Source organism: Sphingobium fluviale (genome assembly GCF_004122115.1).
GTDB classification, from domain to species: Bacteria; Pseudomonadota; Alphaproteobacteria; order Sphingomonadales; family Sphingomonadaceae; genus Sphingobium; species Sphingobium fluviale.
Genome location: NZ_SBKP01000003.1, coordinates 24,326 through 38,757 on the forward strand (window position 1 = coordinate 24,326; position 14,432 = coordinate 38,757).

The following is a 14,432-nucleotide window of genomic DNA, read 5'->3' on the forward strand; positions in this document are numbered from 1 at the left end:
TACGCAAAGCATCGGTAAATTCTTCTGCTAGATCAGTCTTTCGAAAGGCAGGGCAGATATTCCATCTAATGCAGCGCCTTGGAAAGTGGCCGAGAAATTGGTGCAGCCCATTGATTTAGAGCGCGCAGCGTTAAATCTGGATCAGTCAGAGCGCTCTAAGTTTTTGTTTTGTCGCATCGTTTTGGCGCAAAACCGGTTCCCACTTTTGCGCACGATGCTCTAGCATGTCAAAAAAGTGGCGCCGTCAAGCGGAGCTAGATCGAACCGGCGCATGGGCTGGCGGGCGGCATCGCGCAAAGAAAGTGGTGCCCGGGGACGGAGTCGAACCGCCGACACTGCGATTTTCAGTCGCATGCTCTACCAACTGAGCTACCCGGGCATCCGCGCGACGGGGGATTACCCCCTCGCGGACAGGAGAGCGCGCTATAAGCATCACTTACCCTCGCTGTCCACCCCATAATCACTGCTTTTTTGCAGCTCGTCTTCCTCTGTGGAGCGTGCGGGGATCCGATAGCCTTCGTCGATCCAGCCGATGAGATCGCGGTCGCGGCAGCCCTTGCTGCAAAAGGGCCGGAACTCCGGCACTGTCGGCTCTTTGCACAATGGACAGCGGGTGGTCCGGCGTTCAGCCTGCATGATGCTCTCCCGGCGCCAGCGCGGCATCGGCATGAAGCGTCACCGTTCCGCCTCGCCGCTTTTCCAGACGGGTTATCCAGTCCGGCGCGCGACGGATGCGCTCAATGATGGCCGGATTCGCGCTGAGCGACACTGGTCCGCCGCCCACCGCTCCGCCTGCTCCTTGCGCGCGTTCGGCGCGGCGCAGCAGGGCAAGAGCGGCGCTCAGCACGGGGTCGTCACGCAGCAGTTCGATCAGCGAGGCGCGTTCGCGCTTGCGGATGATCTGGATAAAGCCGAAGCCGTTCACTGCCGTACGCTCAAACGGGAGGGGAAGGATCTTGTCGATCTGCGCGGCGGCGATGGCGCGCTCGTCCTTGTTGTTCATGGTCGGCAGATCAATGCCAATATTGCCGGTGAGGTTCATCGCGCGGATCGCCTGCGCCGCGAGCTTTGCGCCCTTGGGGCCGAGCTGGGCGGGCGGCAGGCTGCCGTCCACGTCGATCAGCACCATCGCGGGGGTGGGAAAGATGCGCAGGGCCGCATCCTCCGCGCCGAACACACCGCGCATCGCGCTGTCGAGCAGCTCGGACCAGCCATGCGCCTCGAAGCGGTCTTCCTCGTGCGCGGGGCAGGGGATGATCGGCACGCCGGTTTCGCGGATGCGCTGGAGCAGGCTGGGACCGGGGTGAGGCTTGGCGCCCGGCTGAGCCGCGCGGGCGAGGGCGAGCTTGTCACGCCGTTCGCCATCCAGCCCCGCTTCGCCGATCGACGCGCGGCGGATTTCGACGAGCACCGTCCCGCCCTCGGACAGCCGGGGCGGGATTGGTTCGAGCAGCACCTCTTCGCCGGAAAGCAGGCGGACGATCCCGCGCTTCTTAGGGATCAGCACCTTGACGAGCCGCCCCTGCGCCACGGCGCCCGCGAGTACGGTGTCTCCCTCGCGCTCGATCTGCGCCTCGATGATGCGGCCGGATTTCACCAGCGCGGCGCGGGATTCGCCGATGCCTTCCTCGTAGAGCCATTCCATCAGAGCGGATATCCTGCGGCGAGCAAAAGCGCCCGCGTTTCATAGAGCGGCAGGCCGATGACGCCGGAGGGGCTGCCGGAAAGAGCGCGGATCAATCCCGCCGCCGCCCCCTGTATCGCGTAGCCGCCGGCCTTGCCGTGCCATTCGCCGGTGGCGATGTAGAGGGCTATTTCCACGGTGGTAAGCCGTTTGAAGGTGACGATGCTGTTGGAAATTTTATTGCGCGCCAGCCCATCCGATCCAACAAGCGTGACTGCGGACCAGACATGATGCCGCCGCCCGGAGAGCAGCGCGAGGCACTCCCGCGCCGTGCCCTCGTCCTCCGCCTTGGGCAAAATTCTGCGCCCGCAGGCCACCACCGTATCCCCCGCCAGCACCAGCGCGCCGGGGTGCCGCGCCGCCACCGCCGCCGCCTTTTCCGCCGCCATGCGCGCGGCATAGGCGCGCGGCAGCTCTGCCTTCAAAGGTGTTTCGTCGATATCGGCGGGGTCTATCGCGTCCGCCGTCACGCCGATCTGCGCCAACAGATCAACCCGGCGCGGCGAGGCGGAGGCGAGGATGAGGCGCGTCACGCGCGCACCCTCACTTGAAGCGGTATGTGATGCGGCCCTTGGTTAGGTCATAAGGGGTCAGCTCGACCAGCACATCATCCCCCACCAGCACGCGAATACGGTTCTTGCGCATCTTTCCTGCGGTGTGACCCAATATTTCGTGGTCATTCTCAAGCTTCACGCGGAACATCGCATTGGGGAGTAACTCCACCACCGTGCCGCGCATTTCGAGCAGTTCTTCTTTAGCCATATTGTCCTTGGATTTCGCGAATTGCGGCTCCCATAGCGGCAAATGTTGGAAAAGGGAAGCTTAACCGCCTTTGTGTGTGGCGGGAGCTCTGATGTCAGCCGCCGAAACAGTCTGCTGCATCCGCTATCGCATCAAAGACCGTGTCGATCTGATCGCGCGAGGTGCAATAAGGCGGCATGACATATGGCGTGTTGCCCAGCGGGCGCAGCAATATGCCACGCTCCAGAAAAAAGGCGCGCAGCCTGGGCGCGAGGTCAGACATATAGCCCGCGCCTTCGCCGCCCTTCATGTCTATCGCCGCGATGGCGCCCAATGCGCGCGGGTTCTCCAGCGCTGGATGCGCGGCAAGCCCGGCGAGCCGCGCGGCCATGTGTGCGCCCAGTGCCGCGATGCGCTCGCGCACATCCTCTCCCTCCCAGATCGCGATATTGGCGGCGGCGGCGGCGCAGGCGATGGGGTTGGCGGTAAAGCTGGAGGAATGGAAAAACATCTGCGCGCGGTCGGTTGAGCGGTGCGCCTCGAAAACCCTGCCCCGCGCGAGCGTGGCGGCCAGCGGAATACTGCCCCCGGTCAACCCCTTGGCGGTGCAGAGAATATCGGGCGTCGCGCCCGCCTGTTCGCATGCGAAGAGAGTGCCGGTGCGGCCCCATCCGGTCATCACCTCGTCGGCGATCAGCAACACATCATGCGCGGCGCAGATTTCCGCCATGCTGCGCAGCATATCTGCAGCATAAACCAGCATACCGCCCGCGCCGAGGATGAGCGGCTCCACGATCAGCGCGGCGGGTTTTTCCGGCGCTGTGCACAGACGCTCAAGCGCATCGAGCGTGGCTTGCTCCCGCCCCGCCGCCGGAAAAGGGACAGTCTCGACATCGAACAACAGCGGCGCATAAGCGCGGTTGAACACGCCGCGTGCGCCGACGGACATCGCGCCGATCGTATCGCCATGATAGCTGTGCTCCATCACGACAATCCTGTGCCGCGCCGCGCCGATATTGTGCCAATATCCCAGCGCCATCTTGAGCGCGACCTCGACCGCCGTCGATCCACTGTCGGAAAAAAACACATGGGCAAGCGGATCGGGCGAGGGCAAGGTGGCGTCCGTCAAGCGGATGAGGCCGCGCGCCACCTGCTCGGCGGGTTCGTGGGTATAGCCTGCGAATATCACTTGATCGAGCGTGGCGGCCTGCGCCTGAATGGCGGAAACGATCCGGGGGTCGCAATGGCCGTGGGTGATGACCCACCAGCTCGATATCGCGTCGATCAGCGTTGCGCCATCCGCGCAATGGAGCAGCGCGCCTTCCGCCCGCGTGACGAGCGGGATCGGTTCGCCAAGCCCGTGCTGGGTGAAGGGGTGCCAAACAGGGGAAGGAGTCACGCGAGCAGCGCCTCTATCGCGGCAATATCGACATGCGCCTGCATCGCGAGGTGCAGCCCGGCGGCGTCGATCCGTTCCAGCCGGGGCAGGCGGCCGAGCGAGCGCACGTCGCCCAGCGCAGGGATAATGCGCTCATTCTCCTCATGCGCTTCGCCCGAAAAGAGGATGCCGCCAATGGGAACGTCGCGCGCGCGCAGGGCGGCAATCGAGAGCAGGCTGTGGTTGATCGTCCCCAGCGCCGTGCGCGCGACGAGGATCACCGGCGCGCCCCAGCGGGCGAACATGTCGAGGTTGAGGAGATGGTCATTGAGCGGCACCATCACGCCGCCTGCGGACTCGACTATCAACGGAGCGGTGACATGAGGCAGGCCGAGCAGCGTCGGGTCGATCTCGGTTTCGTCCAGACGCGCGGCGAGGTGTGGCGAAGCAGGCGTCGCCAGCCGATAGGCTTCGGGCAGTAAGCGTTCCTCCGCCAGCTGGGTGATGCGCTGCACCGCCTCGGTATCGGTCTGCGGTTCGATCCCCGCCTGCACCGGCTTCCAGTACAGCGCCTTGGGCAGGCACAGCATCAGCCCGGCAGAGACGAGCGTCTTGCCGACATCGGTATCCGTGCCTGCTATCACCAGCGCGTTGCTCATGCAGCGTCCTTGCCCTTGCCGATATGCATCGCCAATGTTTCGCCTAGCGCAACAATGTCCGTTTCCGCGGCGTTAAGCGTGAGCGAGAGGCGCAGGCGGCTGGTGCCCGCCGGAACCGTGGGCGGGCGCACGCCGCGCACATCGAAGCCTGCGCGCTGGCAGGCTTCTGCCACCGCCATCGTCCGGCGGTCATCCCCCAATATGATGGGCACGATCTGGCTGGCAGGCGCGGGCAGGCCGAGCGGCGCGCAGATATGCGCCTCCGCCGCCGCGATCCGCGCGCGCAAGTCCGCGCGCAATGCGTCGCCATGCGCTCCTGCGATCCGCCCCAGCGCCGCGCCCACCGCCACCGCCATCAGCGGCGAGGGTGCGGTCGAGAAGATGAACGGCCGCGCCTTGTTGACGAGCGTATCTATGAGCGCACGCGCGCCGCAGACAAGCGCGCCCTCCACCCCCAGCCCCTTGCCGCATGTGTGGAGCGTCAGCAGGTTTTCCGCGCCTTCGAGGTGCGCCGCCAGGCCGCGTCCCTCCGCGCCATAGACGCCGGTGGCATGCGCCTCATCGAGCAGCAGCATCCCCTCATGCCGGTGCGTGATCTCGGCCAGAGCATCGACTGGCGCGATGTCGCCATCCATCGAATAGAGCGTTTCGGCGACGATCCACGGCGTGCCGGTGCCGCCCTCGCTGCGCCAGCGCGCAATTGCATCGTCGAACGCGTGCGCGTCATTATGCGCTACAAACACAGCGCGTGCCTTCGACTGGCGGATGCCGTCATGCATGCTGGCATGGGCGAGCGCGTCGGCGACGATCAGGTCTCCCGGCCGGGGCAGGGTGGAAAGGATCGCGAGGTTGGCGGCAAAGCCGTTGGCCATATAGAGCGCAGCCTCGGCCCCGAAAAACGCCGCCGCCTGTTCTTCGAGCGCCCCATGCTCAGGCGCGTTGCCGCGCAGCAGGCGCGATCCGCCTGCGCCCACGGCCACGCCGCGCGCAATCGCGTCTTTAATCGCCGTCGCGATCACTGGATCGTGGCTGAGGCCGAGATAGTCGTTGGAGGAGAAGTCCACGCCTTCCGCCGCAATCAGCCTCCGCGCCCGCCCCCGCGCGCGCAGGGCGGCAAGCTGGCGATGATAAGGATCGAGCAGGGCCATGGGGCGAGACTATAGCGCATCCGCTTCAAAATAAAACCGCCGGACCCTCCTTGCGAAGATCCGGCGGCAGGTCACGACCCCAAAGGCTCTATAGGCTTTAGTGGTCATACGCGGATCCCCACTTCCGCGCTTTTATAGGGTTCGTTGTTTTACATCGCCCCGTGTGCCAGCACCGAGAGCAGCAGCAGCGCCACGATGTTGGTGATCTTGATCATCGGATTGACCGCAGGGCCAGCTGTATCCTTATAGGGATCGCCCACGGTGTCGCCGGTCACGGCCGCCTTGTGCGCGTCCGATCCCTTGCCGCCGTGGTGGCCGTCTTCGATGTATTTCTTGGCGTTATCCCACGCGCCGCCGCCGCTGGTCATCGAGATCGCGACGAACAGGCCGGAGACGATCACGCCGAGCAGCATGGAGCCGAGCGCCGCAAAGCCCTGTGCCTGCCCGGCCACCGCCGTCACGATATAATAGACCGCGATGGGCGAGAGCACCGGCAGCAGGCTGGGGATGATCATTTCCTTGATCGCCGCCTTGGTGACGATGTCCACGGTGCGGGCATAGTTGGGCTTGGAGGTGCCCGCCATGATGCCGGGGTTGGATCGGAACTGCTCGCGCACATCCTCCACCACGCTGCCCGCCGCGCGGCCCACGGCGGTCATGCCGAAAGCGCCGAACAAGTAGGGCAGCAGCGCGCCCAATAGCAGGCCGACGATGACATAGGGGTTGGACAGTGCGAAATCGACCGCCACATCGGGGAAATACTGGTTGAGATCCTCGGTGTAGGCGCCGAACAGCACCAAAGCGGCGAGCGCGGCGGAGCCGATGGCATAGCCCTTGGTCACGGCCTTGGTGGTGTTGCCCACCGCGTCCAGCGCGTCGGTGCGGGTGCGCACATCATCGGGCAGGCCTGCCATTTCGGCGATGCCGCCCGCATTGTCCGTCACCGGGCCATAGGCATCGAGCGCCACGACCATGCCGGCAAGCGCCAGCAGCGAGGTTGCCGCGAAGGCAACGCCGATGATGCCCGCGATCTGGAACGTTGCCACCACGGCAACGACGATGACCAGCGTGGGCAGCGCGGTCGATTCAAGGCTGATCGCCAGCCCCTGAATGACGTTGGTGCCGTGGCCGGTCACGCTCGCCTGCGCGATGGACTTGACCGGGCGATAGTTGGTGCCGGTGTAATATTCGGTGATCCACACCAACGCGCCGGTGACGACAAGGCCGATCATCATGCACCAGAACAGCGCCATGCCGGTGTATCCGCCCATCCCTTCAAGGTCTGCGCCCACAACCGTGTTCATATCCCCCAGCACGCGCCAGGTGACATAATAGATGGCGGGGACGGACAGGATCGCCGTGGTCCAGAAGCCCTTGTAGAGCGCGCCCATGATGTTGTTCGATCCGCCGAGGCGCACCATATAGGTTCCGATGATCGAGGTGAGGATGCACACGCCGCCGACGATCAGCGGCAGCGACATCAGCGCGGTCAGTTCCGCCGCAGAGGCGTTCACCAGCAGCGCGATCGATACCATAGTCAGGCCCAAGGTCACGACATAGGTTTCGAACAGATCCGCCGCCATGCCCGCGCAATCGCCGACATTGTCGCCAACATTATCCGCGATCACGGCGGGGTTGCGTGGGTCATCCTCCGGGATGCCCGCCTCGACCTTGCCGACAAGGTCCGCGCCGACATCCGCCGCCTTGGTGAAGATGCCGCCGCCCAGACGCGCGAAGATCGAGATCAGGGACGCGCCGAAGGCCAGAGCGGTGAGCGCGGCGATGATCTCGCGGTCATTGGGCGCGAGGCCCGAAACCGAGGTGAGATACCAGAACAGCCCGGCGATAGAGAGCAGGCCGAGGCCCGCCACCAGCATGCCGGTGATCGCGCCAGACCGGAAGGCGAGCGTTAAGCCGCCCTGAAGGCTGCCCCGCGCGGCCTCCGCCGTACGCACATTGGCGCGCACCGAGATGTTCATGCCGACATAACCCGCAACGCCCGAAAGCACCGCGCCGATCAGGAAGGATACTGTGGACACCGTGCCGAGTGTCATCGCCAATATCACGGCAACCACCACACCCACGATGGCGATGGTGGTATATTGCCGACCGAGATAGGCTTGCGCGCCCTCCTGGATTGCGGCGGCTATTTCCTGCATTTTTTCGTTGCCGGGGGAGGCGCTGAGCACCTGCCGGCTCGTAAATACGCCATAGAGCACGGCAATAAGCCCGCACGCCATGGCAATCGTAACGACTGTCATAGGATCATCCTCTCGCCCCTTTTTGTCGGCATTATATGCGCTCCGCCGGGGTCAGACGGGCGCTGCCTATTTTGGGATTGGAACGACGGGCGGAGGCGCACATCCGCCCTGGCGCGAAAGCACCGGCGGCATCGTCTCTACCCTTCAGCATCGTGTCGGCCATGTTGAGCCATCCTGACCAAGGCTGATTGTCGTTGGCCGAGCAACCTATCGGCGCATTTCGTCGCGTCAAGCCGGTTAATCGGATGTTCAGGAAAGTGGCGCGTCGCCATGCATATAGCCGAGGCGTGGCGGCAGGGGGACGGGCGCACCATTGTGGCTGAGGCGCAGGCCATCGCCCGCAATGCACTGGCCTATGCGGGTAATCGGCACCGCACACTGCGCCGCTGCATCTGCGATGGCCTCGGCATCGGCAGGGTTGGTGGTAAACAACAGGCGATAATCATCGCCGCTGGTGGCCGCGAACAGGCGGTTTTCTGGTGTGTCGCCCGGCGCGGCAAGGAAGGCGGGGGAGAGCGGCACGGCCTCCAGAGCCACTTCGATGCCGCAGCCGCTGGCGCGGGCAATGCGCTGTGCGTCGATCAGCAGGCCATCCGATACATCGGCCATCGCGCTGACGAGCGGGCTAAGCGCCTGCCCCAGCGCGAGGCTGGGCATAGGTGTGCGATAGGCATCGATGAGAGTAACGGGCTGCGCCTCGCCCGCGCGGAGCAACGCAAGCCCCGCCCCCGCATCGCCAATCGTGCCGCTGACATAAAGGCCATCCCCCGCTTGCGCTCCGGCGCGGGAGGGCGCCCCGCCTTCTGGAGCCAGCCCCAGCGCGGTGAGGCCAAGCACACGCGGCGCGCCAGCGGGCATCGCCACGGTATCCCCGCCCAGCAGAACTGTATCAAAATGAGACAGTGCTTTCCCCAGCCCGTCGGCAAAGGCGCGATCCCACGCGCCATCTCCCGCCAGCGCAAAGCCGAGCACCACGCCAAGCGGCCGCGCGCCCTTGGCCGCAAGGTCTGAAAGGTTCACGGCCACCAGCTTCCACGCCACGGTTTCCGGCGGGTCTTGCGCCAGATAATGCACGCCCTCCACCAGCATGTCGTGGGTGAGGACCAGCCCTTGCCCGCCAACCTCGATCACCGCTGCATCGTCATTCAGCCCGCGCGCGCCGGGGTGAGTGGCGAGGGCGCGCAGGCGCTCGATGAAGGCAGATTCGTTCACGGCGCCAACTCTAGCATGAATGGAGGCAATGTCGGCAATGGAGTGGAGGCGGACATACTTACTTCCCCGTCACCCCGGGCTTGACCCGGGGTCCCGCTGCTCTTTTGGGTCAATAGTTTGTACCGGAATCGCCGACCGCATTTTACACCTTCCTCCCCCCGCCATCCTGTTTCTGATCTCAACGTCGCCCTGAAGCACCAGAAAAGCGGGACCCCGGTTCAAGCCCGGGGTGACGAAGGTGGAGATGTCCGGGAGATAGTTGCTCCCCCCGCCACTAGCTCTCGCGCTTGGCGCCATCCAGCAGCTTGGCAATGCGCGCCTTTTCTTGCGCGTCAGCTTGTCTTTGCGCCTTGGTGCGGCCGAAAGCGACGCGGTTGGTGGCGGCTTGCGCTTCTGCCTCCTCGCGCTTTTTCGCCTTGCGGGCCATGCGCAGGTTGACGACTTCGCCCATGGTCAGGAACGCGCGCCCTTCGCCACTGCATCGAGCAGGCCGTTCACGAAGCCGCTCTCGCGCTTGTCGTAAAACGCCTTGGCGACATCGACATATTCGCTGATGACGGTGCCGGTCGGCACATCGGCCCGCGCGATCAGTTCATAGGTTCCTGCGCGCAGGATCTGGCGCATCGGCTTGTCCAGCCGCTCCAGCGACCAGCCTTCGGATAGGCGCGCGACGATCAGCGCGTCGATCTCGTCCCGCCGGGCAGATACGCCGCTCACGAGGTCGTCGAAGAAGCTCTGCTCCGCCGGGGCGTAGGTCACGTCCTCTATCGTCGCGCCGAGGCGATGCTGGTGGAACTCATGCAGCAATTGCGCGAGCGGCGTGCCCTCCATCTCCTGCTGATAGAGCGCCTGCACGGCGGCGAGACGGGCAGTGGAGCGGGATAATGCCCTGTCGTTTGTGTTGGCGGTCATGCGGGCGCTTTGAGGCGTGGCCTGCCGAGAAAGTCACGCTTGCCGAGGGCGACGCCCTTGTGGCGCAGGATGTCATAGGCGGTGGTGGCGTGGAAATAAAAATTGGGCAGCGAGAAGGACAGCAGGAAATTCTCCGCCGTGAAGTCCATCCGCAGGTTCATGGCAGGAACCTCAAACACCATATCGCGTCCGACAAAGCTCTCCACTTCCTCTGGCGTGATGGCGCCGAGGGTATCTATGCTGGCCTTCATCTGGTCACGCAAGCCTTCAAAGCTTCCGGCCGGGGGCACACGATCGGGCGAAAAGGTGCCATTACGCACACCTTCAATCGCGCCTACAGAGTGCGTCGTCATCCATTTGAATTGCCAGCTTAGCGGCAGCATGTCCGCGCCGAAATGCTCGGCCAGTAATTCCTCTTCACTTACCCCATTGTCCGTGCAGTACGCCTGCGCCTTGTCGATCAGGCCAAGGCCGGACTGGAGAATTTGAAGATAAGACGGGATCGTCGCGTCATAGAGCGAAATGGGCATGCTCAGTCTCCTTGGTTGGCGGGGCCATTGCCCAGCCGGTTGGCTACACTATTGGCATGGGCGGGCAGCCCTTCCGCGTTTGCCAGCGCCACTGCCGCCGGGCCAATGGCGTTGAGCGATGCGCGGTCGAGCGCGAGGAAGCTGGTGCGCTTCATGAAATCCAGCACCGAAAGGCCCGACGAAAAGCGCGCACGCCGCCCGGTGGGGAGCACGTGGTTCGGCCCGGCGACATAATCGCCGACGGCTTCCGGCGTCATCCGCCCCATGAACACGGACCCAGCGTGGCGCACCTTGGCGAACAGAGCATCGGGATCATCGACCGCAAGTTGCAGATGCTCTGGCGCGAGGCGATTGACGAGCGGCATCGCCGCCTCAAGGCTCTGCACGGTGATGATCGCGCCGTTCGCGTCCCAGCTTTCGCGCGCGACCGCCGATGTGCCCAGCAGCGGGATCTGCCGCTCGATCGCGGTGGCGACCTGGCCGGAAAAGCAGTCGTCATCGGTGAAGAGGATCGACTGGCTGGTGGGGTCATGCTCCGCCTGAGAAAGCAAATCCGCCGCGATCCATTCCGGGTCGTTCTTGCCATCCGCAACCACGACGATCTCTGACGGACCCGCCACCATGTCTATGCCCACCACCCCGTAAAGCTGGCGCTTGGCCTCGGCCACCCAGGCATTGCCCGGCCCGACGATGACATCGACCGGCGCAATCCGCTCTGTGCCATAAGCTAAAGCCGCGATGGCCTGCGCCCCGCCGATGCGCCAGACCTCGCTCACCCCGGCGATCTTGGCGGCGGCGAGCACCAGCGGGTTGATCTCGCCGCCGGGCGTCGGCGTGACGATGACGATGCGCTCCACGCCCGCGACCTTGGCGGGGATGGCGTTCATCAGCACGGAGGAGGGGTAGGCCGCGCGCCCGCCGGGCACATAGAGCCCCGCCGCATCGACCGCGTTCCACCGCGCGCCGAGGCGTACGCCTGCAGCATCGGTCTCGTCCCGGTCCTGCGGGCGCTGCGATGCGTGATAGGCGGCGATGCGGTCTGCCGCCAGCTCCAGCGCGGCGCGCAGATCGGGCGCGAGGCCCGCCAGCGCCGCATCCATCTCCGCCGCCTCGACGCGCCAGCCGGTGGCATCGAGGTCATGCTTGTCGAACCGCGCGGTCAGGTCCTTGAGGGCCGCGTCGCCCTCGTCCCGCACGCGGGCGATGATCGCGCGCACGGCGTCCGCCACGTCGGCATCCGCCTCGCGCCGGGCGTTGACGAGCGCATCGAACCGCGCGGCGAAATCCGCCGCAGCCACGTCAAGCAGCTGCATTGCCCGCCCCCACGGCATTGCGGAACCGCTCTACCAGCGGCACGATCTCTGCCGCGCGCATCTTGAACGCGGCGCGGTTGACGATGAGGCGCGCGCTGATCTGCATGATCACGCTGGTCTCGACCAGCCCGTTGGCCTTCAGCGTCGCACCGGACGAGACGAGATCGACGATCCGACGCGAGAGGCCGAGCGAGGGCGCCAGCTCCATCGCGCCGTTCAGCTTCACACACTCCGCCTGTATGCCTTGGGCCTCATAGTGCCTGCGGGTGAGGTGCGGATATTTGGTGGCGACGCGGACATGGCTCATCGCCGCTTCGTCCTCGCTCGCGGTCTCGACCGGCTCGGCAACAGACAGGCGGCAATGGCCGATGTTGAGATCGACCGGCGCGTAAATCTGGGAATAATCGAATTCCTCGATCACGTCGGACCCGACGATGCCGATCTGCGCCGCGCCATGCGCCACGAAAGTCGCGACATCAAACGCGCGCACGCGGATGATGCTGGTGCCCGGCTGGTTGGTGGCAAAGCGCAGCGCGCGGCTCTTCTTGTCGTGAAACTCCGCATCCGGTTCTATCCCCGCCCGCGCGAGCAGCGGCAGGGCTTCGTCGAGGATGCGCCCCTTGGGCACGGCGATGATGAGCGGCGCGGTCATAACGGCCAAGCGCTTAGCTTGGGGCGCTTCAAAGGGCAAGGAGAGTCGCTTTTGCTGCCGGGTTGGTTTATCGTTCGTCTGCCGGAGAAGAAGGAGCGCAGAATGATGAAACGCCGCACAAAATGGATTGCCGCACTGGGTGTCGCAGGCGCGCTGGCGCTCTTCATCGTTCCCAAAGCCGCGACCAGCGCGCTTGGCGTGGGGGCCAAGGCGCCCGATTTCACCACGCGCGGCGCGATTGCGGGCAAGGTTTTCACGTTGAAACTCTCCGATCAGCTCAAAAAAGGCCCGGTAGTGCTCTATTTCTTCCCGGCGGCCTTCACGCCCGGTTGCACGGCCGAGGCACATGAATTTGCCGAGGCGACGGAGGATTTCAAGGCGGCGGGCGCGACCGTGATCGGCATGTCGGCTGACCCGGTAGACAAGCTCGCGCGCTTCTCAAGGGAGGAATGTCGCGACAAGTTTGCCGTGGCATCGGCGGGGCCGGACATCATCAAGGGCTATGACGTGGCGCTGCCAATGCCGGGCGGGATGACCAACCGCACCTCCTATGTCATCTCCAAGACCGGGCGGATCCTCTATGTCCACAGCGCGATGAGCTATAAGGATCATGTGAAGAACACGCTGGCGGCGGTCAAGACGATCAAGTAGAAGCGCGTTGGCACCGGAAGCACGGAAAATCGCCATTTGCAGGCCGTCAGGGCTGAATGTCGATCGGCCCCTAGGGCACCGGGCTGCGGCTTATAAGCGCGCCGCTGCGGCGTTGTGCGCTGACGCGGGTGTAGGTGTCCAGCATCGCCTGATTGACGGCATCCCACCGATTGCGTTTTGACAGGTCCAGCCCTGCCTCGCCATGCTGGGCGCGCAGGCCGGGGTTGGTGCAATACAGCTCCAGCGCGTCGGCAAACTGACCGATCGCGCCGGGGCGGATGAGGCGGCCGCTGACGCCTTCTTTTACCAGGCTGTCGCTTCCGGTCGCCTGTGCAGCCACCACCGGCAGGCCGCAGGCCATCGTCTCCAGCGTCACATTGCCGAAGGCTTCCGTGACGGAAGGGTTGAACAACATATCCATGCTGGCCACGGCGCGGCCAAGCTCTGGCCCGGTTTGGAAACCGAGGAAACGCGCATCCGGCAGGCGATGTTCGAACCAGCTGCGCGCCGGACCATCGCCGATCACCATAACCCTGTGCGCCACCTGCCGCCGTCGCAGCTCGGCAACGGTGTCAGCGAATACATCCAGCCCCTTTTCCATCACAAGACGGCCGATGTAGCCGATGACAGGTGTATCGGCCGGAATACCAAGAGCGGAGCGCCAGATAGTATCGCGCTTGGCCGGGGCGAAGATGCTGTCATCGATTCCGCGCGTCCATACGCCGACATCATAGCTCATGCGCTGTTCGCGCAGCATTTGCGCCAGCGTCTCGGACGGAGCCATGATCGCATCGCATCGGCGATAGAAACGGCGCAACAGCGCCACTACCAGCGGCTCCAGCACGGCGAGGCCATAATAACGCGGATAGGTTTCGAACCGCGTATGCACCGAAGCCACAACAGGCAGGCCATGCTTTCGCCCATAGCGCAACGCGCCGTGGCCAAGCGGATCGGGGCTGGACACATGAATGAGCGTGGGCGCGAACGCGCGCAGATCACGCCGGAGGGCGCGGGTTAAGCCGAGCGGAAAGCGATATTCCGGGCGGCGGGGAATCGGCCATGACGGCGCGCTGACCAGATCGCCTGTCGGCTCAAATGCGGGTGTTTCCGTTGTCGGTGAATAGACGCGCACCACCACGCCCTTGCTCAGCAGATAGCCGACCAGCTTGTTGAGCGCCTGGTTGGCGCCGTCCTTCACATAATTATAGTTGCCGCTGAACAGCGCAACACGCATCGGTTGGTCTGGCATCGGGCCTCTATAGACACGCCCCGGCGCGAACGCAAAGCAGGC

Annotated in this window: 17 protein-coding genes and 1 tRNA gene; 1 reads left to right on the plus strand and 17 read right to left on the minus strand. The window is 64.8% G+C overall.

All coding sequences use genetic code 11. The features are described from left to right. Positions 1 to 303: 303 nt before the first annotated feature. From EQG66_RS04250 to hisG, 16 genes are all read right to left on the minus strand, one after another. Positions 304 to 379, minus strand: a tRNA-Phe gene (locus tag EQG66_RS04250). 53 nt (positions 380 to 432) lie between these two features. Then, complete coding sequence (locus EQG66_RS04255; RefSeq protein ID WP_129403310.1) at positions 433 to 636, minus strand: DNA gyrase inhibitor YacG; 204 nt, start codon at positions 634 to 636, stop codon at positions 433 to 435. Further along, positions 626 to 1,648, minus strand: coding sequence for a ribonuclease (locus tag EQG66_RS04260; protein ID WP_129403311.1), 1,023 nt, complete (start codon positions 1,646 to 1,648; stop codon positions 626 to 628). The genes EQG66_RS04255 and EQG66_RS04260 overlap by 11 nt, the downstream gene beginning before the upstream one ends. Next, entirely contained in the window at positions 1,645 to 2,217 is a 573-nt protein-coding gene (locus EQG66_RS04265) for a Maf family protein (RefSeq protein ID WP_129403312.1), read from the minus strand. Before EQG66_RS04265 ends, EQG66_RS04260 begins: the two co-directional genes overlap by 4 nt. 10 nt (positions 2,218 to 2,227) lie before the next feature. Beyond that, positions 2,228 to 2,446 carry a translation initiation factor IF-1 gene (infA, locus tag EQG66_RS04270; protein WP_123152747.1) on the minus strand — a complete coding sequence of 73 codons (219 nt, stop codon included), beginning with the start codon at positions 2,444 to 2,446 and terminating at the stop codon, positions 2,228 to 2,230. A 94-nt stretch (positions 2,447 to 2,540) separates the two neighbouring features. Beyond that, positions 2,541 to 3,824 carry an adenosylmethionine--8-amino-7-oxononanoate transaminase gene (locus EQG66_RS04275; protein WP_129403313.1) on the minus strand — a complete coding sequence of 428 codons (1,284 nt, stop codon included), beginning with the start codon at positions 3,822 to 3,824 and terminating at the stop codon, positions 2,541 to 2,543. After that, positions 3,821 to 4,462 carry a dethiobiotin synthase gene (bioD, locus tag EQG66_RS04280; protein ID WP_129403314.1) on the minus strand — a complete coding sequence of 214 codons (642 nt, stop codon included), beginning with the start codon at positions 4,460 to 4,462 and terminating at the stop codon, positions 3,821 to 3,823. Before bioD ends, EQG66_RS04275 begins: the two co-directional genes overlap by 4 nt. Beyond that, a complete protein-coding gene (locus tag EQG66_RS04285; protein ID WP_129403315.1) occupies positions 4,459 to 5,610 on the minus strand; it encodes an 8-amino-7-oxononanoate synthase in 1,152 nt (383 codons plus the stop codon). The genes bioD and EQG66_RS04285 overlap by 4 nt, the downstream gene beginning before the upstream one ends. 149 nt (positions 5,611 to 5,759) lie before the next feature. Beyond that, on the minus strand, positions 5,760 to 7,871 hold the full coding sequence (locus tag EQG66_RS04290; RefSeq protein WP_129403316.1) for a sodium-translocating pyrophosphatase: 2,112 nt from the start codon (positions 7,869 to 7,871) through the stop codon (positions 5,760 to 5,762). A gap of 31 nt (positions 7,872 to 7,902) precedes the next feature. Beyond that, complete coding sequence (locus EQG66_RS15695) at positions 7,903 to 8,034, minus strand: hypothetical protein (RefSeq protein ID WP_281273898.1); 132 nt, start codon at positions 8,032 to 8,034, stop codon at positions 7,903 to 7,905. 86 nt (positions 8,035 to 8,120) lie between these two features. Beyond that, the gene (gene thiL, locus EQG66_RS04295; protein ID WP_129403317.1) at positions 8,121 to 9,083 is read right to left on the minus strand and encodes a thiamine-phosphate kinase; all 963 of its coding nucleotides are present in this window, start codon (positions 9,081 to 9,083) and stop codon (positions 8,121 to 8,123) included. A 274-nt stretch (positions 9,084 to 9,357) separates the two neighbouring features. After that, positions 9,358 to 9,534 (minus strand): DUF4169 family protein, encoded by a 177-nt coding sequence (locus EQG66_RS04300; protein WP_129403318.1) that lies wholly within the window; start codon positions 9,532 to 9,534, stop codon positions 9,358 to 9,360. Between the two features lie 2 nt (positions 9,535 to 9,536). Next, positions 9,537 to 9,995, minus strand: coding sequence for a transcription antitermination factor NusB (nusB, locus tag EQG66_RS04305; protein ID WP_129403319.1), 459 nt, complete (start codon positions 9,993 to 9,995; stop codon positions 9,537 to 9,539). Beyond that, entirely contained in the window at positions 9,992 to 10,525 is a 534-nt protein-coding gene (locus EQG66_RS04310) for a DUF1993 domain-containing protein (protein WP_129403320.1), read from the minus strand. The genes nusB and EQG66_RS04310 overlap by 4 nt, the downstream gene beginning before the upstream one ends. A gap of 2 nt (positions 10,526 to 10,527) precedes the next feature. Beyond that, on the minus strand, positions 10,528 to 11,838 hold the full coding sequence (gene hisD, locus EQG66_RS04315; RefSeq protein WP_129403321.1) for a histidinol dehydrogenase: 1,311 nt from the start codon (positions 11,836 to 11,838) through the stop codon (positions 10,528 to 10,530). Continuing rightward, the gene (gene hisG / locus EQG66_RS04320) at positions 11,825 to 12,490 is read right to left on the minus strand and encodes an ATP phosphoribosyltransferase (protein WP_129403322.1); all 666 of its coding nucleotides are present in this window, start codon (positions 12,488 to 12,490) and stop codon (positions 11,825 to 11,827) included. Before hisG ends, hisD begins: the two co-directional genes overlap by 14 nt. 105 nt (positions 12,491 to 12,595) lie before the next feature. Here hisG and EQG66_RS04325 point away from each other — a divergent pair, with 105 nt between their 5' ends. Continuing rightward, the gene (locus tag EQG66_RS04325) at positions 12,596 to 13,141 is read left to right on the plus strand and encodes a peroxiredoxin (protein ID WP_129403599.1); all 546 of its coding nucleotides are present in this window, start codon (positions 12,596 to 12,598) and stop codon (positions 13,139 to 13,141) included. Between the two features lie 70 nt (positions 13,142 to 13,211). Here EQG66_RS04325 and EQG66_RS04330 read toward each other — a convergent pair whose 3' ends face one another. Continuing rightward, positions 13,212 to 14,390 carry a glycosyltransferase family 4 protein gene (locus EQG66_RS04330; RefSeq protein ID WP_129403323.1) on the minus strand — a complete coding sequence of 393 codons (1,179 nt, stop codon included), beginning with the start codon at positions 14,388 to 14,390 and terminating at the stop codon, positions 13,212 to 13,214. Between the last annotated feature and the right edge of the window lie 42 nt (positions 14,391 to 14,432).